Origin of the sequence: Chelativorans sp. M5D2P16, from assembly GCF_034427935.1 — a bacterium.
Classification (GTDB): domain Bacteria; phylum Pseudomonadota; class Alphaproteobacteria; order Rhizobiales; family Rhizobiaceae; genus Chelativorans.
This window is the reverse complement of the sequence record NZ_JAXQNM010000025.1, coordinates 375,883-394,361: the sequence shown is the minus strand read 5'-3', so window position 1 is coordinate 394,361 and position 18,479 is coordinate 375,883. Positions and strand designations below refer to the sequence as shown.

The window sequence follows — 18,479 nt, the reverse complement described above, 5'->3', positions numbered from 1 at the left end:
ACGCCGGACGGAAGACCGGCAGCCGGTTGGTCCGCAGAGTTGCAAGAGAGGGCCCACTCGCTCGGATCGCGAAGAGCTGCAGATCTTACTGCTCGTCCCACATCCACAGGCGCTCCTGCCACATCCTTTCCCCGATCATGCAATCGAAGTCGTCGCTTGCCTGCGCAAGGACCACGGGTGCCTCGGGGTCCTCGGTGCCGGCCAGCTCGATCACCAGCTTCCGGCGCACGGCCTCGGGAAACTGCGACCATTCATTGACCGGGATCATGAATGCGCCGGGACCGCCGATCACACAACCGCTGTAGTAGCGGTCGAGATCCCGGATGTCGTAGGAAGTGCTGAAGCCTTCATTGGTCATCAGCGGCAGGCCGTTGACCGTCACGCCGGCGGCGACGAGATCGTCGCGCGCCTGGACCACCGGCGCCCCCTGGTTGTTGGGACCGTCGCCGGAAATATCGAGCACGCGGCGCATGCTCCGATAGCCGCTTTCCACAAACAGATCGGCGGCGAAATTGATGGCGCCGGAGATCGAGGTGCGCCGGGCGCTGCGCGGCGGGTTGACCATCAGCATCTCGGCGACGCGCGCCGCGTCCTCCGCGGAGGCGATGGTCGTCCACGGCACGACGAGCCGCTGGGTCGCGTCTCCCGCCCACTCGAAATAGGCGATGGCAATGCGGCCGTTGAGGCCGCTCTCGATCGCCTGGATCACTGTCTCGTGGGTAAGCGCGGCCGCATAGCCCCGGCGCTGGATTTCCATCTCGCCGGGCGACATGGAAAGCGAAACGTCGACGGCCAGGATCAGTTCGACATCGACCGCATCCTGCGCCTTTGCCTCAACCGGGCTCAGCATCACCGCCAGCGCGGCAAGCACGCCGTAGAAGACGCGAGCGGGATGCAAAGTCCACATGGGACGAGTTTACGCCCGAGGGCCGAAGGCGGCAATATGCGGTAATACCCGGCAGCCGCCACCGTGGCCGCGATCGGCCACGGCAGGCCGGAATCGCCGATTTAACGGCTCCTCAACCATCCCCCCTCATCCCGCCTTAACCCTGCCGGCACTAGCATGGGAACGTTGGGCAAAGGGGCATTCCTCATGTATCAGCCTGAAGACAGCGCCCCGGGCGCAGCCACCACGCGGGAGCGGCGTGCCGCGGGACAGCCCGCAGCGCGCGTTCTGGGCCATGTCGTGCAATGCGACGGCGCGCGCGCCGGCATCGCCGCCACGATCGCCGGTCCCGGGACCGCAGTCGCCGAAAGCTGGACAGTCGGCAAGCTGATCTCCATCAATCTCGGCAAGACGCGCACCGTCGGCCTGATCTACGGCATCGAGCGGCCGCAGCGGCGCTGGGACGAGGACGGCAGCAACCCGATCATCGTTCTTGCCGAGCTCATCGGCGAGGTGCGCGACCTGAACGGCACGCCCGTCTTCGACCGCGGCATCACCGTCTATCCGCATATCGGCGCGATTGCCCACCGCATCCGCGCCAGCGATCTGGAAGCCGTCTACGATCTGGGCGGCCGCCCGGCGGTCACCGTCGGGCATCTGTCCCAGGACGGCGCCATTGCCGCCCGTCTGGCGATCAACGAAACGCTCAACCGGCATTTCGCGGTCGTCGGCACGACCGGCGTCGGCAAGTCCACCGCGGTCTCCCTGCTTTTGCGCAAGGCCATCGAGGCACGCCCTGATCTGCGCATCCTCATCCTGGACCCGCACAACGAATTCGCCGCCGCCCTGCCCGACTACTGTGTGCGCCTCGACGGCGCTTCGCTCGATCTGCCGTTCTGGATGTTCCGGCTGGAGGAGCTGGTGGAGGTTCTTTTCCGCGGCCGCGAGCCAGTGGCGGAGGAGGTGGAACTGCTGCGCGACCTCGTCACCCGTGCGAAACACCTTTATCGCGGTCCCGGCGACAGTGTGCTCAAGCGCGGAGATGGCGGCGGCATCACCGCCGACACCCCGGTGCCCTACCGCATGGCCGACCTCATTGGCCAGATCGACGAGCGCATGGGCCAGCTCGACGCCAAGACCGACCGCCCCCATTACCGCCAGCTTCGCACGCGGATCGAGGCGGCACTGGCCGATCCGCGCTACCGGTTCATGTTCGCCTCGCGCCTCGTCGAGGATTCGATCCACGAAACCATCGGCCGCATCTTTCGCGTGCCCGGCGAAGGCCGCCCGGTCACCTGTTTCGAAATGGCGGGCCTGCCGTCGGAGGTGGTCAACTCGGTCTGCTCGGTCCTGGCACGGATCGCCTTCGACATCACACTTTGGAGCGAGGGGCGCTTGAAGCTCCTGCTCCTGTGCGAGGAGGCGCATCGCTACATGCCGGCCGACCCCAGGCGCGGCTTCGCCCCGACCCGCCAGGCCCTGGCACGCATCGCCAAGGAGGGGCGGAAATACGGATGCTCCCTCGGCGTGGTGACTCAGCGCCCCGGAGACCTCGACCCGGCCGTGCTCTCGCAATGCTCGACCGTGTTCGCCATGCGGCTGGCCAACGAGCAGGACCAGGCCATCATCCGCTCGGCGATCGCCGATTCCTCGGCTTCGATCCTCACCTTCCTGTCCTCCATGGGTCAGCGCGAAGCAATCGCCTTCGGCGACGGGGTGGCGACCTCCATGCGCATGACCTTCGAACGACTTGCCGATTCGCTCCTGCCGGGTGTGAAGGATACACTCGGCGAGGGGCGGCAGGCACTGGATGGCCACTCGACCGACGATATCGACCTTGAGTCGATCGTGTCGCGCATGCGCGACACGGGGCGGCGCGAGCGCCCCCGCACCAGCGCCTTCGCAAACACGACGGAAAGCGCCCCGCACAGCGTCTATGAAAGTCCTTTCCAGTCCGCCGCTCGGCCCCGGGGGCGCCTCGGGTAACCCCGGCGCCTGGAGCACATGGAACCACTTGGCGGCGCGCAACTGCGGCTAAAGCAGATCGAGCAGCCAAGCGGACAAATGTGAGCGCACGCTGCTCCAGCCCGGCACGGGCGTATCGTCAGGCGCAGACCCGGTCGCGGCCGAGCCGCTTCGCCTCGTAAAGCATCTTGTCGGCCCGGCGATAAAACCCTTCGGCCCCTTCCTTGCCGTCCCAGACGGCGAGCCCCATACTGGTGGTGACCTTCAGCCGCAGGTTTCCCACCTCCACGTCGAAGGCGGCGATCGCGTTGCGGATGCGTTCGCCGAGCTTGACGAGCGAATCGAAATCCATGTTCGGCGTCACGATGGCGAACTCCTCGCCGCCGAGCCGGGCCACCACGTCGTGATAGCGCGTCATGTCCTTCAGGCAGCGCGCGACCTCGCGCAGCACCTGGTCGCCCACGTCATGGCCATACGTGTCGTTGACTTGCTTGAAATGGTCGAGATCGAGCACCATCAGCCCCACTGGTTTTCTGATACGGCCGAACTCGCGCAGATATTCGCGCAGCGCATCGTCGAAGAAGCGCCGGTTCTGCGTGCCCGTCAGGCTGTCGGTCAGGGCCGCGTGCTGCAGCAGTTCGGAACGCGCGCTGAGCGATTCGGTCATCGCGCGCAACTTGCCCTCCTCACGCGCCTGGGTGCGGATGAGCGGATAGATGAAGAACAAGCCGAAGACGATCGACGCGAAGAGCAGCGTGCCGGTCGTCAGGAGAAGATGCGTGAACGTGTCCAGGTCCGCCGCTCCGCCGACGGCGGCCAGCTGGAGGGCTCTCGCACGCACCATCCCGTAGGCGAAAAACAGGAGAACGCCGGCCCCGGAAACCAGGGCGATAAAGAGAAAAAACGCCGATTCCGCTTTGTGGAAACGCATGCCCTACCCGCTACATGCCCTTTTCATATCTTCTTGCATGATGCGCCTTAGGGGGAGGTTAATCCGTGCGTGCAGATTCGCCGCAGTCGGCCTTCTTCCGACCGGGTTCGATTCACGCCGGCAGGCGCTCCCAGTCGGGGCCGAGCTGATGGCGGAACCAGGTCATCTGCCGCTTCGCGTATCGGCGTGTCGCCGTGCCGACATGCGCGGCGGCCTCCGCCACGCCGGCACGGCCGGCAAGGACATCGGCAAGCTCGCGCACACCGATCGCCTTCATCGCCGGCTTATCCGCCGGCAGGTCGAGGCCAAGAAGCGCGCGCACCTCTTCGAGCGCGCCCTCTTCCAGCATGCGCGCGAATCTTCGATCGATTTTTTCTGCAAGGCCGGGCCGGTCCGGCTCCAGAACGAACTTGCGCGCGGAAGCCGCCTCGACCAAAGGGGTCGAACGCCGCGCCTGCCACCAGGCGATTGCCTCCCCCGAGGCTTCAAGCACCTCGAGCGCCCGCACGATGCGCTGTCCGTCGGAGGGCCGGATGCGCTCTGCCGATTCGGGATCGGTACGCGCAAGGATCGCGTGCAGTGCCGCGCTCCCCTCTTCCGCCAGGCGCGCGCGCCAGGCCCGGCGCACCTGTGGCGGAATGTCCGGCATGGGCGAAAGCCCTTCCGTCAGCGCGCGGAAGTAAAGCCCGGTCCCACCGACGAAGATCATTTGGCTGCCGGCCAGATCTTCCGCCTCAACGAGCGCCTCCACATCGCGCAGCCACTGCCCGGTGGAATAGTCCCGGCTCGGATGCACATGGCCGTAGAGTCGATGTGGCGCGGCGGCGAGTTCCTCCGGGCCGGGACGCGCCGTCAGAAGCCGCAGGACCGAATAGACCTGCATGGAATCGGCATTGACGATCACGCCGCCTGTCTGCCGCGCGAGATTGAGCGCCATCGACGACTTGCCGCTGGCCGTGGGGCCGGCTATCAGGGTCGCATTCTTCAGCACTGTCTTCCAGCCTGCCGCAGCGGACCTTTCCATGGAACTCGTCGCAACGCTCATCTCCGATCCCAGGGCCGCCGCCCTGACGCCTGCAACGGCGAATATGGCCAGACAGGCGCTCGGTGCAAGAGAGATTGCCTGGCTCGCCCCGGATGTCGCCTGCGATATCGTCCTCGCCCCCGGGCTCGCCGCGGCCGAGGCCGAGGCAGCCGTGCGCGCGAGGGTTGAAGGTTTGCCGATCGACGTAGCCGTCCAGCCGGCGGACGACCGGCGCAAGAAGATGCTGATCGCCGATATGGATTCCACCATGATCGACCAGGAGTGCATCGACGAGCTGGCCGACGAGATCGGAGTCAAGGAGCGCGTCGCCGCCATAACGGCCCGCGCGATGAACGGTGAAATCGCCTTCGAGCCGGCGCTTCGCGAGCGCGTGGCGCTTCTGGAAGGCCTCGAAGTGGCGGTGATCGACCGCGTCATCGAAGGCCGCATCACCCTCGCGGCGGGCGGGCGCGAATTGCTGGCGACGATGAACGCCGCCGGCGCCTACTCCGCTCTCGTTTCCGGCGGCTTCGACATCTTCACCGGGCGCATCGCCGCCCTCCTGGGCTTCCACGAGCACCGGGCCAACCGGCTGATGACGGAAGGCGGGCGGCTGACAGGGCTAGCCGGCGAACCCATTTTGGGGCGTCAGGCCAAGGCCGATGCGCTGGTCGAAATCGCCGCGCGGCTGGGAATCACCCATCGCCATGTGATGGCGGTGGGCGATGGCGCCAACGACCTCGATATGCTGCGCCTGGCGGGCGCCGGCGTGGCACTGCATGCCAAGCCCGCCGTCGCCGAGGCGGCCGGAATCCGCATCGACCATGGCGATCTCACCGCCCTTCTCTATCTTCAGGGCTACCGGCGGGAAGAGTTCGTGCTATGACGCCCATGCTGACGGAACGCCTGGTCCTGCGCAACTGGACGGACGACGACCGAGCGCTCTTTCATCGCATCAACGCCGACGAGCGCGTGATGGAGTTCTTCCCCTTCCGCCGCGACCGGCAGCAGTCCGACGCCGTTCTCGACCAGTTGCGCGCGGGCATCGCCGAGCGCGGTTTCGGCTTCTGCGCCGCCGAGCTCCGGGGAACCGGGGCGTGCATAGGCTTCGTGGGCCTTCACGAGACTGTCTCCGTCCCTCATTTGCCGAAGGGCTCGGTCGAAATCGGGTGGCGGCTGGCACCTGAATTCTGGGGCCAGGGATATGTCACGGAAGCCGCCAGGGCGTGGCTCGCCTTCGGCTTCGAAAGGCTCGCGCTCGCGGAGATCGTCTCCTTCGCCGTATGGAACAACCGGCGCTCCATCGCCGTGATGGAGCGCATCGGCATGACGGCCGACCCCGCGCGCGACTTCGACCACCCATCCGTGCCCGACACGCACCCGCACCTCAAACGACACGTCTTCTATCGCCTGAGACGGGAGGAATGGCGGGGCTAGAGCATTTTCGCAGCCACTGGCGTCGCACAAATGCGGCTAGCTAAACAAACAGATAGAGCAGCCAAGCGGACGAATGGAGCGCATGCTGCTCGAGGCAAGGCCTGTAAGGGACGTCCTCAGTTCATCCGCAGCGTGACGAAACGCAATTCACCGGACGCCCCGGCGAGCATGAGCAGCGCGTTTTTGCGCCCCTCCGCCCTCAGATCGTCGATCCGGGTCAGCACATCCTCCGGCTCCGATACCGATTCCAGAGCGATCTCGACGATGACGTCGCCCGCCTGGACGCCCTGTTCTGCAGCCACGGAACCGTCCTCGACCTCCGAGATTAGAACGCCGCTGATATCCTCGGGAACATCGAAGCGGCCACGCCCCTCCTCGTCGAGTTCGACGATCGTCATGCCGAACACCTTCGCCGAGGAAACCGGCCCGGTCTCCTCCTCCGCATCATCATCCTCCAGCGCGTCCTCGGCCGAAGCCGAGATCTCCGCCTCTTCGAGACGGCCGAGTGTGACCTGCACGGTCTGCCGCTCGCCCTTGCGCAGGATCTCCACCTCGACGGTCTTGCCGACCGGGCTCTCCGCCACGATCCGGCGCAGTTCGCGCACCTCGGCGATGGGAAGACCGCCGAAACCCACGATGATGTCACCGGCCTGAAGTGCGCCGCCTTCGGCCGGCCCGTTCTTTTCGATTCCGCTGATCAGTACGCCGGCGGCCTCGCCCAGGCCCAGGCTTTCGGCGACCTCCTCCGTCACTTCCTGTATGCGCACGCCGAGCCATCCGCGCCGCGTCTCGCCGAATTCACGCAACTGGTCGATGACATTGGTCGCCAGGTTCGAGGGAATGGCGAAACCGATGCCGATCGACCCCCCCGTGGGCGAGATGATCGCCGTGTTGATGCCGATGACCTCGCCTTCCATGTTGAACAGGGGACCGCCGGAATTGCCGCGGTTGATGGCCGCATCGGTCTGGATATAGTCCTCGTAGGGCCCGGCGCCGATCTGCCGGTTGCGCGCGGAGACGATGCCGACGGTGAGCGATCCTCCGAAGCCGAACGGATTGCCGATCGCCATCACCCAGTCGCCGATGCGCATTGCGTCGGAATCACCGAACGGCACCTGCGAGAGATTCTTCCCCGCGGGATCGATCTTCAGGACCGCGAGATCGGTCTTGGAATCGATGCCGACGATCTCGGCCGTCCTGGTCGCCCCGTCGGCGAAGTTGACGACGATTTCGTCGGCGCCGGTAATCACATGGTTGTTCGTGACGACGATGCCCTCACCGGCGTCGATGACGAATCCGGAACCGAGCGAGGAGCCCGGCCCCGGCAATTGCGGATGCCGGCCGCCGTCATTGAAGAATTCCTGAAAGTAATCCTCGAAGGGAGAGCCGTCGGGAATCTGCGGCATGGGCACGCGGCCGCCCCCGCGCAGCGCGTTCTGCGTGGTGGAGATGTTGACGACCGCGTCGACCAGCGTCTCGGCGATGTCGGAGACCGACTCGGGCCCACGCGTTTGCGCCAGTCCGGTCGCGGGCGCGGCACCGATTCCGATCGCCACGGCGGCCGCCATCACTGACCGAGAGGCTATGCGAAGCAGTTTAGGCGAAGACATCTGGCACTCTCCCGCGTGCGTTTCGCACCGTCCCGGCAGATAGGGCAACTTCGTGGCAAAGATATAGTCGCGCCTGCCGCTCTGCCAGCGTCAGCCGCGCACGAGCCAGATAATGAACACGCCGACGGCCATGACCGCCAGGCCGATGCCGCGCATGAGACTCTCCGGCATCTCGATGATATCGGCGGCCATGCGCTTTGCAAGCCGCGGAAGGCCTCCATAGAGGAGACCTTCGAAGACCAGGACCAGGCCGAGCGCGGCGATGAAGTCACTCAACGCCATGCTCCGACCGCCTTTTTCCGCGTACGCGGCAACGCACGGAGCGGTCCGCCTACTGCGCCGGCCCGGCCGCCGGCAGGCTCGCGCCCCTTTCGGGAACTTGCGGGGCCTCGATCGACCCCGTCAGTGCCCCGCCGTCCTCGCCGGATGGAGCCTGGCCATCCTGCCCGCGTCCGTCGGAGGACCCGAAGAAGCGGAAGAAATCGGTATCCGGGCTCAACAGCATGGTCGTTCCCTGCGGATCGAGCGCCTCGCGATAAGCCGCCATGGAGCGGTAGAATTCGAAGAACGACTCATCGCGCGTAAAGGCATCGGCGAAGATCGCATTGCGCTCGCCCTCGCCTTCACCACGCAGGATCTCCGCCTCGCGCTGCGCGGCGGCGAGAATTTCCACCACCTCGCGGTCGGCACGGGCACGGATGCGCGCCGCCGCTTCGCGGCCCCGGGCACGCAGGCGCTCGGCTTCGGCCAGACGTTCGGCCTTCATCCGGTCGTAGGTCTGCTGCGACACCTCGGCGGTCAGATCCGTCCGCCGGATGCGCACATCCTCGATCTGCAGGCCGAGAGACGCGGCGGCGGGGCGCAAGTCCTCCGCCACCTCGCGCATCATGGAAGTACGCTCGTCCGACAGGGCCGCCTCGAAACCACGCAGGCCGTAGACGCGCCTCAGCGCTGCGTCGAGACGCGTGCGCAGACGCTGTTCGGCCAGCGGCAGCTCACCGGAAACGGCCTGGCGGAAGCGGCGTGCGTCCTCGATGGAATAGGCGACGAAGGCGTCGACCTCGTAGAACTTGCCGCCGGAGACCTGCAGGCGGATGTCGTCGAGATCGAAACGCAGAATGCGGTCCGGGATCATCAACACTCTGTCCGCGTCGGCGAAGCCGAAGGGCAGCTTGAAGTAAAGGCCAGGCTCGCGCTCCACCTTCACGATCTCGCCGAAGCGCAGCACGATGGCCTGGTTGCGTTCGTTCACCACGAAGACAGAGGAATAGACGAGGAACAGCGCGACGGCGGCGATGATGACGCCAAAAAGGAAACGGTTCGACATCAGTTATTCCCCCCTTGCGTCTGCACCCCGTTTTGCGTGCCCGCCGCGCCGCGCCCGACGCTGGCCTGTGCCGGCTGCTGGTTGCGCAGCTCGGGCAGCGGCAGATAGGGGATCACGCCCTGCCCGCTCCCTTGGCCCACGATCACCTTGTTGGAGCCGCGCAGCACGGTTTCCATGGTTTCCAGGAACAGACGCTTGCGGGTGACTTCCGGCGCCTTGGCGTATTCCTCGTAGACGGACACGAAGCGCTGCGCCTCACCCTGGGCCTCCAGCACCACGCGGTTCTTGTAGGCGGCCGCCGCCTCGCGGATTTCCGCGGCTTCACCGCGTGCCTGACCGAGCTGCTGGTTCGAATACTGGTTGGCTTCCTCGACGAAGCGGTCCTCGTCCTGCTCGGCGCGCTGCACCTCATCGAAGGCGTCCGCCACCTCGCGCGGCGGCGCCGCGTCCTCGATCGACAGCGCGTTGATGTCCAGCCCCGCATCGTACTCTTCCATGGTCGTCTGGATGGTCTCGCGCACACCCTGGGCAATGCCTTCGCGATCGTCACGGAAGATATCCTGCGCCGGACGGCGGCCGACGACCTCGCGCATGGCGCTCTCGGCGACCTGGCGCAGCATTTCGTCGGGCTCATCGACGTTGAAGAGATAGGCCGCCGGATCGGCCACCTGATAGGCGACGGAGAATTTGACATCGACGATGTTCTGATCGCCCGACAGCATCAGCCCGGAGGAGGTGCCTCCGCGCACTTCGCCGATATCCATCAGCCTTTCGGCGATCGACGCCTTTTCCACCGTCTCGATCGGCCACCAATGGAAGTGAAGACCCGGCTCGGAAAGCTGGTTCTTCGGCTTACCGAAGCGCAGCTCGACGGCGAGCTGATCCGGCTGCACGGTGTAGACCGACTTGAAAAGCCAGAGACCCAGCACGGCGATGGCGATCAGGCCGATCATGGCCGGGTTCGGGCCGCCGCCGCCGGGCAGGACGCGCCGCAGCCGATCCTGTCCGCGCCGGATAATCTCCTCGAGGTCCGGAGGGGTGCCTTGCGGGCCGCCGGACGGCCCACCGCGCGGTCCCTGGTCCCACGGGCCTCCGCTGTTGTTCCCGCCGCCCCATGGACCGCCGCCACTCTGATTGTTCCAGGGCATTATTATTCCTTTATCCTTTGGCCGGCCGACACGGTCGCCGACGCTCCCTTGCGGCCTTTATAGGTAGCGTGGAAAGCGCTTTCAACGCATGGACCGCGCCCCGATCGGGCCCGGGCATGCACGTCCCGATATGGGGGACTCCGAAAACGCGGGCTTTCCTCCGCTTCAAGCGACCGGACGAGCAGGCTTCCCGATCGCAGATTGCCGTTGGTAGACGACATAGCGCGTCGGGTAAATATCCTTTTCGCCGGCCGGTACCTCCTCGCTCGAGACGGCTTGCCAGATACCGGGATCAACGGCCGGAAAGAAAGCGTCGCCGTCTACTTCAACATCCACATAGGTAACATGAAGCACATCCGCCAGGGGCAGCGCCTCGCGGAAGATCTCGCCGCCCCCGATGATGCAGACCTCCGCCGCCTCATCCGCCTCTCCCCGCGCCTTTTGCAGCGCCGCCTCGAGCGAGCCGACCGTCACCGCTCCTTCGGCACGATAGGCAGGGTTGCGCGAAATCACGATGCTGAGGCGGCCTGGCAGAGGCCGGCCGATGCTCTCCCAGGTCTTGCGGCCCATCACGATGGGCTTACCCATGGTGATCGCCTTGAAGCGCTTGAGATCGGTGGAAAGCCACCACGGCATCGTGCCTTCCCGGCCGATGACGCCGTTTCTTGCCACGGCGACGACGAGTGCGATTTTCATGGCCCGCCTGAATTGCTGTGTGTCTATACCGCGATGGGTGCCCGGATAGTCGGATCGGCCACGTAGTCTTCCAGCCGGAAATCCTCGTAGCGGAAGGCGAACAGGTCGTCCACCGCGGGGTTGATCCACATCCTCGGCAGCGGCTTGGGCGCACGCGTCAGCTGCTCCCGCGCCTGTTCGAAATGATTGTGGTAGATATGGGCGTCACCGAGCGTGTGGACGAAATCGCCGGGCCGGAGCCCGCTCACCTGGGCAACCATCATCGTCAGGAGCGCATAGGAGGCGATGTTGAAGGGCACGCCGAGAAAGATGTCGGCCGAGCGCTGGTAAAGCTGGCAGGACAGCCTCCCCTCGGCCACGTAGAACTGGAACAGGCAGTGGCAGGGCGGCAGCGCCATTTCGTCCACCAGCGCCGGGTTCCAGGCCGAGACCACATGACGCCGTGAATGAGGATTTTCCCGCAACGATTTGAGAAGATTCGAGATCTGATCGACATGGCTGTCATCCGGCGCCGGCCAGGAACGCCACTGCGCCCCGTAAACCGGGCCGAGGTCGCCGTTCTCGTCGGCCCACTCGTCCCAGATGGTAACGCCGTTCTCGTTCAGATAGCGGATGTTGGTGTCGCCCTTCAGGAACCAGAGCAACTCGTGGATGATGGACTTCAGGTGCAGCTTCTTCGTCGTGAGCACCGGAAACCCGGCCTCCAGGTCGAAGCGCATCTGATACCCGAAAACACTGCGCGTGCCGGTACCCGTGCGGTCGCCCCGGTCGACGCCGTTTTCCAGCACATGTGCGAGTAGATCAAGATATTGGCGCATGGGAACGCGGGACCGAATCGGATTGCTTCATGGCCTCACAATAGGGCGGACCGGCCGACTGCCAAAGGCCGGTCGAGCCGGTCCCGCGCGGCGGTTCAAAGGGCGGCGAGCTTGCCCATGTGCTTGGCCACCAGATAATAGAAAGTGACCCGGTTTTTCGAGTTGTCGCCGGCCATCGTCTCGCAGACCTTCTCGATGACCGAGTCGCACCGGGCGTCGTCGCTCTCACCCAGCTTCTTCTTGCACCATTTCTCCCGCACGCGCGCCAGCTCCTCCGGGTCCGAGCAAGACACCAGGGACGAGTCGCGGCTGCGCAGCGCGATGCCGAGATGCTTGACGATCTTGTCGACAGCCTCCGCGTCGGCCGTTGCGTCATATTTCTGAACGTCTGCGAGATAGTCAGCCATGGTCTTCTCCCTCCAGGCTTCGTTTAAGAGACGGTGTAGCTCCGCCTAAGGATCCCACGGACCGCCACGCGGATGCCCACGATGAGGAGCATCGGCAATGCTTCCGGGCAAGTCAACGAAAATGCGCCCTTTTTCACGGTTTGGCTCTTTCATTGCCGTGCCGTTGTTCCTATATTGACACCCGTCAGTCTCGTGCTGACTATGGCGATAAACGGCCGATGCAATAAGCCTATCGGACCCGGGGGCAGTGCCCGGCGCCTCCACCAGAAACCGCCCGCAAGAGCGCGACGCGCCGAGGACGGCTTCTGATGGGGGCGAAACAGGATCGACGAGGGTGTAAAGATCGGACTTTCGCCCGGCATGGTACCACCGTTATCGGACCGAACCTAATAGTTGCCAACGACAACTATGCGGAAGCACGTCTCGCTGCGTAAGCGGCGCGACAGCTTCAATTCAAGTCTCTGGCCGTCGCAGGCCTGAGCGGGGTTCGGAGGCACCTGGCAACAGAAGCCTCCACTTCCCTTTCCGAAAAATTCCCCGATCCGATCGAGCAGGCGCTGCCGGTTCGCGACACGTTGCAACCTGTCTCGGCGCCTTGCGCATTTCCCTTCACGCGGAGACCTTCATGCGACCGTTCCACGCGCGCAATCTCTTCATCGTCACCGGCGGCCCCGGCGCCGGGAAGACAACGCTCGTCGAGGCATTGCAGGCCGCCGGCCTGGCGACCGCGCCGGAAGCCGGGCGCGCCATTATCCGCGCCCAGCACGCCATCGACGGCCCCGCCCGGCCCGATCGCGACCGCACGCTCTATGCCGAACTGATGCTGTCGTGGGAATTGCGCTCCTATGAGGCGGCCCGGGCGGGCGGCAGGCCTCATGTCTGCGACCGCGGTATTCCGGACACCATCGGCTATCTCCGGCTCATCGGCCTGCACGTCCCGCCGCATCTGCAAAAGGCGGCCACAATGTTCCGCTACAACGAAACGGTCTTCATCCTCCCGCCCTGGCCGGAGATCTGCACCGTCGACGCGGAACGCACGCAGACGCTCGATGAGGCCGAGCGGACCTACGAAGCAATGCGCGACGTCTACACCGAACTCGGCTACCGGCTCTCGCCCGTGCCGCGCGCCACGGTGGCCGAGCGGCGCGATTTCGTCCTTGCCGGCATGCGGAAGGCTGCGGAACGTCAAGCGCGCGCGTGACGTGCGGCACACAGGGGAAGCGCAGTGGGAGGCCGCGCGGCAGTGCAGCAACGTCGCATCCTTCTCGTTCCCATGTCCGATACCCAACTTTGCGCTGATTTACGGGTGTTCCGACGGGGCATGGCGCAGCCGGTAGCGTTCGCGGTAGGCCGCCGGGGTCATGCCGCTGTAGCGCTTGAAGACGCGGCGGAAGAACGACGTGTCCTCATAGCCGACCGACACGCCGACCCGCTGCACCGAAGCTGCGCCGTTCTCGAGCATCTGCCGGGCGGCGGCGACACGGACCATCTGGAGATAGGCGCCCGGAAGGCAGCCCGTCGCCGCCTTGAAGCGCCGGATCAGATTGCGCGCGCTCATGCCCGCGATGCCAGCCAACTCCTCGATCGAGACGTCGCACCGGAAGTTCTCATGCAGGTACTCCTCCAGCCTGCGCATCGGCGCATCCGTGTGCGGGCGCGATATCGGCAGGATCGCATATCCGGACTGGTGCAGGCGCGGCATGTCGAGAAGCAGCGCCTTGGAACATTCGAGCGCGACTTCCCGCCCGCACAGCCGTTCGACCAGATACAGGCTGAGGTCGGTCGCCGCGTTGACGCCGCCGCCGCAGAACAGCCCGGCATCCTCGGTGATCAGCATGTCAGTCCGCCAATCCACCTTCGGATAACGCCGCCGGAACTCTTCCGCCACGCCCCAGTGGGTGGTGGCCCTGCGCCCGTCGAGGAGGCCGGCTTCGGCGAGGAAGGCCACGCCCGAGCAAACGCCGGCCAGCATAGCACCTTGCCTGTCATATCGTTCGACCAGCCAGGGCAGCAGCTTGGCGTGGCGCTGCATCCATTCCGACGGCATCGGGCCGGAGGCAGAGACGAAGACGAGATCGGTCGGCGCTACCTCGTCGATACTCTTGTCGGGGGCGATGCGAAGGCCGTAGGCGCTCGTAACCGGCGCGCCGTCAATCGAGGCCATGGTCACGCGGAAGCGGGGGCGCGCAACGCCGCCGCTCATCTCGTTCCACATCTTGCCGGCCGACGCGAACACCTCGATGGGGCCGACCGCCGTGGAGGCGTAGCCCTCGTTGACGAGGACGATCGTCACTTCCAGCATGTCGCCGTCTTCAGCCATGATCCTTCCCGTTTGCCGTGGGCATTATCTCGAAGAATGCGCGTGGCTTCCAGAACCTGGAGCCGGATTGGCACTTTCGCCTCCCGCGAATGTCACGATCGCCGGCTTCAGGCAGAAGGCCCCTCGGCGCATCTTCCAACCGTCAACCAACACGAATGGAGGAAGCAATGGATCTCTATGTCATTCGCCGCCGTGGCGCCTGGGCCAACGAGCAGGAACTGGAGGCGGCCGGCGCGAAGTCGGCCCGCGTCGGCCAGGAAATGGCTGATCGCCTGCGGTGGATCCGCACCTACGCCGTCACCGAACCGGACGGACGCATCGGATCGGTTTGCATCTACGAGGCCAGCGACCCGGAAGCGATCCGCGAGCACGGACGGCGCGTCGGCGCGCCGAGCGAAGACTTCCAGGTCGTCCGCGGCACCGTCGTCAAGAACCCGGACCCGCAGGCAGGCGCCGAGACTGTGTGAGGGCACCTGCTGCTGCCATGCCGCATCGCCGATCCGCTCCCGCTGCGACATTTTCGCCTGCAGGCGGATCGGCGGGAACCCCGGCCTCCTCTCTCCGTTCGCTGATCGACAGGGCAAGGAACGGAGTAAGCAAATGCAGGATATTTCGGGAAAGCGCATCGCCATCCTGGCGACCCACGGCTTCGAGCAGTCGGAACTGGAAGTGCCGCTCGAGAAGTTGCGCGAAGCCGGCGCGGAGGTGCACGTGGTCTCGCTCGAGGGCGGTGAGATCAAGGGCTGGGACAAGAAGGACTGGGGGCGTCCGGTCCCCGTCGACAAGACGCTCGATTCGGTGAGCGCGGGCGACTACGACGCCCTGGTGCTGCCGGGCGGCCAGATCAATCCCGATCTCCTGCGCGTCGACAACAGCGCCGTCAACTTCGTCAAGGATTTCTGGACCGACAACAAGGTGATCGGCGCCATCTGCCATGCACCGTGGCTCCTGATCGAGGCCGGCATCATCCGTGATCGCCGGGTCACCTCCTACAAATCCGTCAAGACCGACGTGATGAATGCCGGCGGCAAATGGGAGAACAGCGAGGTCGTCACCGACCAGGGGCTCGTCACCAGCCGCCACCCCGGCGATCTGGATGCCTTCTGCGAGAAACTGGCCGAGGAGATCCGCGAGGGACGGCACGAGCGCCGCGCCGCCTGACGAACCCGGGTTGCACGGGCGGCGCGCCGCGTATCCCCTTCCCTACTCCGCGGCGGCGGTCGCCGGGCGGCGGCTGCCGCCAAGCGTCATCTGCGTCAGCAGGAAGGTGATGACGCCGGCAACCGCGATGCCGGTGACCATCGGCAGCGGCGTGCCGTCGAAGAACAGGCCGGCCACGGCCATCGCCGCGGCCCCCGTGGCGAAATGCAGCGTGCCCAACAGGGCCGAGGCCGTGCCGGCGATCTCGCCGTGGTCGTCCATCGCCAGAACCGATGTGGCGGGAATGACGAGGCCGAGAAAGCCGAAGCTGACGAACAGCAGTACGACCATGACGCCCAGCGCCTGGAAGCCGGCCGCCATCACGCCGAGCAGTCCGACGGCGGACAGTGCGAAACCGGCGACGGCGCCGCGCACCACGCGCTCCAGGCCGAACCGGTCCGCCAGCATGCCCGTCAGCTGCGACATCGTGAAGAACGCCACCGCGTTGAGGGAAAAGAACAGGCTGAAGTGGAGCGGCGAAAGACCGTAGTGCTCGATGAGCACGAAGGACGAACTGGCGAGATAAATGAACAGGCCGGCAAGGCCGAAGCCGCCAATAAAGGTCAATCCCAGAAACCTGCGACGTCCCAACAGGAAGCGGTATCCGGTGAGCGCGCTCATAAAGGAACTGCCGATGCGGCGTTCGGCCGGGCGTGTCTCGTCCAGGGCGAAGGCCAAAAGAAAGACGCAGAGGACGCCGATCACCGTCATCGTCCAGAACACCGCGCGCCAGCCGAGCGTCTCGATGACGATACTGCCCGTCAGCGGGGCCAGGATGGGCGAGACGGAGAAGACGAGCATCAGGAGCGACATCAGCCTGGCGGCTTGCGTGCCGGTGTGCAGATCGCGCACGATTGCCCGTGGCACCGCCATGCCGGCGGCCGCGCCGACACCCTGAATAAAACGGAACAGAATCAGCCATTCGACGCTCACCGCGAGCGCCGACCCCACGCTGCCCAGGAGAAACAGCCCCAGGCCGGCATAGAGCGGCGGCTTGCGCCCGACCATGTCGGAAACGGGCCCGACGAGAATCTGCGCGCCGCCCATAGACAGGAAGAACACCAGGAGGCTCATCTGCACGGCCGTCGTTCCGGCACCGAGATCGGCGCCAATGGTCGGCAGGGCGGGAAGATACATGTCGATGGCGAAGGGGCCGATGGCGGTCAAAAGGCCGAGCACGACCGCGATGCGGATGAATGCGACAGACATGATTTGCTCTTTCCGAAAAAAATGCTCGTCGGCGCGGGGTCGGTTCAGAGGACGTCCCGCCTGCAACGATCCCGACGCTCTGACCGCGCCGGGCGTGAATTGGCCCAAATTTTTAGACATGATTGTCTAACTCGTCAATCGAACCTATATAAATTTCATGAAACTCGGCAACGCTCCTGACAGCCTCCCGACGCGAGGACACGCCGCCAAGCGGCGTTCGATCATCGATGCGGCCGCTGCGGTCTTTTGCCGCGAAGGCTTTGCGGGCGCCAATATCGACCTCGTGGCGGCGGAAGCCGGCGTCTCTCGCCAGACCGTCTACAACCATCACGGCGACAAGGAGCGGCTTTTCGCCGCCGTGGTGCAGGAGATGACCGAGCGCTCCAATGCTCATGCCTTCGACGTTCTCAGCACCTTTCCGGACGACCCCGCGGACGTCGAATCGGAGCTGACGGCCTTTGCCGTGCGGCTGAGCGCGAGCCTCATGTGCCGTGGCGAGGGCGGCTTCCTGCGCAAGCTCGTGGAAGCCGAGGGCGACCGGCATCCCGAACTTTTCGAGGTCTGGCGCCGCGAAGGCCCCGGCAGGATCTGGTCGGCGCTGGCCGCCCGCTTCGCACGGCTTGCCTATGCGGGCCATCTCGACATCGAGGACCCCGATCTCGCCGCACGCCAGTTCCTGGCCCTGGTCAATGTGGATCTGAAGCTGCCCCTCCTCTTCCGGGAACCGGTGAGCGAGGAGACCCTGCAGGCCAACGCCGCGCGCGCGGTGCGCACATTCCTGCGCGCCTATGGCCGGGATCGCGGGCCACCGCCGCCCGCTCGCGAGGCCTGAAGGCCATCACAGAAGCGCCGCTGGACCCTTTCCTTTGGCGCAAGTGCCCTTTATCCGGTTTACCTCCGCGTAAAGCTTTATTAGAGCTAGGCACGAGAGCGAGACGAAAAGGACACGCGCCGCCCCCATGTCAGACGATCGTATCCGCTACGACATTCTCGTCCAGGACGCCCTTCGCGGCGTCATGCGCAAGGTCTTGCAGGAGACGGCGGATGCGGGTCTTCCGGGCAATCACCATTTCTTCATCACCTTCATGACCGGCGCCCCCGGCGTGCGCATCTCCAGCCGGCTGAAAGAGCGCTATCCCGAGCAGATGACCATCGTCATCCAGTACCAGTACTGGGATTTGAAGGTGAGCGAGAAAGGCTTCGAGGTCGTACTGTCCTTCGCCGACACGCCGGAGAAGCTCGAAGTGCCCTTCTCCGCCGTGCGCGGCTTCTACGACCCGTCCGCGAATTTCGAGATCGAGTTCGATGTCGCCCGGCCGGAAGCCACACCGCAGCCGGAACCCGTCGAAGGCGCGCCCGAGCCGAAGAGCCAGGCGCCCGCCGCGGCCAGGAAGGCGCCCGGCAAGGCCAAGCCCGCCGCCGAAAAGAGCGAGGCGGAGGAAAAGGCGGACGGCAAGGGCGCCGACGTCGTTTCGCTCGACGCTTTCCGCAAGAAGTAGGA

Annotated in this window: 20 protein-coding genes and 1 other RNA gene; 9 read left to right on the top strand and 12 right to left on the bottom strand. The window is 65.5% G+C overall.

Annotated features, from left to right (window positions below; all coding sequences use genetic code 11):
• Nucleotides 1–85: 85 nt before the first annotated feature.
• A complete protein-coding gene (locus SIN08_RS13230) occupies nucleotides 86–907 on the bottom strand; it encodes a DUF1194 domain-containing protein (RefSeq protein WP_322452037.1) in 822 nt (273 codons plus the stop codon).
• Between the two features lie 186 nt (nucleotides 908–1,093).
• Between SIN08_RS13230 and SIN08_RS13225 the strand changes: the two genes are divergently transcribed.
• On the top strand, nucleotides 1,094–2,872 hold the full coding sequence (locus SIN08_RS13225) for an ATP-binding protein (RefSeq protein ID WP_322452036.1): 1,779 nt from the start codon (nucleotides 1,094–1,096) through the stop codon (nucleotides 2,870–2,872).
• Between the two features lie 118 nt (nucleotides 2,873–2,990).
• Here the strand turns inward: SIN08_RS13225 and SIN08_RS13220 are convergent, their stop codons facing one another.
• Nucleotides 2,991–3,782 (bottom strand): GGDEF domain-containing protein, encoded by a 792-nt coding sequence (locus SIN08_RS13220; RefSeq protein WP_322452035.1) that lies wholly within the window; start codon nucleotides 3,780–3,782, stop codon nucleotides 2,991–2,993.
• A gap of 112 nt (nucleotides 3,783–3,894) precedes the next feature.
• The gene (gene miaA / locus SIN08_RS13215; protein ID WP_322452033.1) at nucleotides 3,895–4,806 is read right to left on the bottom strand and encodes a tRNA (adenosine(37)-N6)-dimethylallyltransferase MiaA; all 912 of its coding nucleotides are present in this window, start codon (nucleotides 4,804–4,806) and stop codon (nucleotides 3,895–3,897) included.
• Here miaA and serB point away from each other — a divergent pair.
• Nucleotides 4,805–5,692, top strand: a complete 888-nt coding sequence (gene serB, locus SIN08_RS13210; RefSeq protein WP_322452032.1) for a phosphoserine phosphatase SerB — start codon at nucleotides 4,805–4,807, stop codon at nucleotides 5,690–5,692. The genes miaA and serB overlap by 2 nt on opposite strands.
• Nucleotides 5,689–6,243 (top strand): GNAT family N-acetyltransferase, encoded by a 555-nt coding sequence (locus tag SIN08_RS13205; RefSeq protein ID WP_322452031.1) that lies wholly within the window; start codon nucleotides 5,689–5,691, stop codon nucleotides 6,241–6,243. The genes serB and SIN08_RS13205 overlap by 4 nt, the downstream gene beginning before the upstream one ends.
• Nucleotides 6,244–6,359: 116 nt before the next feature.
• On the opposite strand, the gene SIN08_RS13200 is transcribed toward SIN08_RS13205, so the two are convergent.
• The 7 genes from SIN08_RS13200 to SIN08_RS13170 form a co-directional block, all read right to left on the bottom strand.
• Nucleotides 6,360–7,853 carry a Do family serine endopeptidase gene (locus tag SIN08_RS13200; RefSeq protein ID WP_322452030.1) on the bottom strand — a complete coding sequence of 498 codons (1,494 nt, stop codon included), beginning with the start codon at nucleotides 7,851–7,853 and terminating at the stop codon, nucleotides 6,360–6,362.
• 90 nt (nucleotides 7,854–7,943) lie between these two features.
• Nucleotides 7,944–8,129: a DUF2065 domain-containing protein gene (locus SIN08_RS13195; protein ID WP_322452167.1), complete on the bottom strand. Its 186-nt coding sequence runs from the start codon at nucleotides 8,127–8,129 to the stop codon at nucleotides 7,944–7,946.
• Between the two features lie 55 nt (nucleotides 8,130–8,184).
• Complete coding sequence (locus SIN08_RS13190; RefSeq protein ID WP_322452029.1) at nucleotides 8,185–9,180, bottom strand: protease modulator HflC; 996 nt, start codon at nucleotides 9,178–9,180, stop codon at nucleotides 8,185–8,187.
• Nucleotides 9,180–10,328, bottom strand: a complete 1,149-nt coding sequence (gene hflK, locus SIN08_RS13185; RefSeq protein ID WP_322452028.1) for an FtsH protease activity modulator HflK — start codon at nucleotides 10,326–10,328, stop codon at nucleotides 9,180–9,182. Before hflK ends, SIN08_RS13190 begins: the two co-directional genes overlap by 1 nt.
• 165 nt (nucleotides 10,329–10,493) lie before the next feature.
• A complete protein-coding gene (locus SIN08_RS13180; protein ID WP_322452027.1) occupies nucleotides 10,494–11,024 on the bottom strand; it encodes a dihydrofolate reductase in 531 nt (176 codons plus the stop codon).
• A 23-nt stretch (nucleotides 11,025–11,047) separates the two neighbouring features.
• Nucleotides 11,048–11,842 carry a thymidylate synthase gene (locus tag SIN08_RS13175; RefSeq protein WP_322452026.1) on the bottom strand — a complete coding sequence of 265 codons (795 nt, stop codon included), beginning with the start codon at nucleotides 11,840–11,842 and terminating at the stop codon, nucleotides 11,048–11,050.
• A 95-nt stretch (nucleotides 11,843–11,937) separates the two neighbouring features.
• Entirely contained in the window at nucleotides 11,938–12,249 is a 312-nt protein-coding gene (locus SIN08_RS13170; RefSeq protein ID WP_322452025.1) for a DUF2853 family protein, read from the bottom strand.
• Between the two features lie 143 nt (nucleotides 12,250–12,392).
• Between SIN08_RS13170 and ssrA the strand changes: the two genes are divergently transcribed.
• Together ssrA and SIN08_RS13160 are read left to right on the top strand one after the other, a co-directional pair.
• Nucleotides 12,393–12,767: a transfer-messenger RNA gene (gene ssrA, locus SIN08_RS13165) on the top strand.
• A gap of 107 nt (nucleotides 12,768–12,874) precedes the next feature.
• A complete protein-coding gene (locus SIN08_RS13160) occupies nucleotides 12,875–13,450 on the top strand; it encodes an AAA family ATPase (RefSeq protein WP_322452024.1) in 576 nt (191 codons plus the stop codon).
• 99 nt (nucleotides 13,451–13,549) lie between these two features.
• Here SIN08_RS13160 and SIN08_RS13155 read toward each other — a convergent pair whose 3' ends face one another.
• Nucleotides 13,550–14,569, bottom strand: a complete 1,020-nt coding sequence (locus SIN08_RS13155; RefSeq protein ID WP_322452023.1) for a GlxA family transcriptional regulator — start codon at nucleotides 14,567–14,569, stop codon at nucleotides 13,550–13,552.
• Nucleotides 14,570–14,736: 167 nt separating this feature from the next.
• Here SIN08_RS13155 and SIN08_RS13150 point away from each other — a divergent pair, with 167 nt between their 5' ends.
• Nucleotides 14,737–15,036, top strand: coding sequence for a nickel-binding protein (locus tag SIN08_RS13150; RefSeq protein ID WP_322452022.1), 300 nt, complete (start codon nucleotides 14,737–14,739; stop codon nucleotides 15,034–15,036).
• A gap of 133 nt (nucleotides 15,037–15,169) precedes the next feature.
• Complete coding sequence (locus tag SIN08_RS13145; RefSeq protein ID WP_322452021.1) at nucleotides 15,170–15,730, top strand: type 1 glutamine amidotransferase domain-containing protein; 561 nt, start codon at nucleotides 15,170–15,172, stop codon at nucleotides 15,728–15,730.
• Nucleotides 15,731–15,772: 42 nt separating this feature from the next.
• On the opposite strand, the gene SIN08_RS13140 is transcribed toward SIN08_RS13145, so the two are convergent.
• Nucleotides 15,773–16,978: a multidrug effflux MFS transporter gene (locus SIN08_RS13140; protein WP_322452020.1), complete on the bottom strand. Its 1,206-nt coding sequence runs from the start codon at nucleotides 16,976–16,978 to the stop codon at nucleotides 15,773–15,775.
• Between the two features lie 157 nt (nucleotides 16,979–17,135).
• Here SIN08_RS13140 and SIN08_RS13135 point away from each other — a divergent pair, with 157 nt between their 5' ends.
• Nucleotides 17,136–17,810, top strand: a complete 675-nt coding sequence (locus tag SIN08_RS13135; RefSeq protein ID WP_322452019.1) for a TetR/AcrR family transcriptional regulator — start codon at nucleotides 17,136–17,138, stop codon at nucleotides 17,808–17,810.
• Between the two features lie 127 nt (nucleotides 17,811–17,937).
• Complete coding sequence (locus tag SIN08_RS13130) at nucleotides 17,938–18,477, top strand: SspB family protein (protein WP_322452018.1); 540 nt, start codon at nucleotides 17,938–17,940, stop codon at nucleotides 18,475–18,477.
• Nucleotides 18,478–18,479 lie beyond the last annotated feature (2 nt).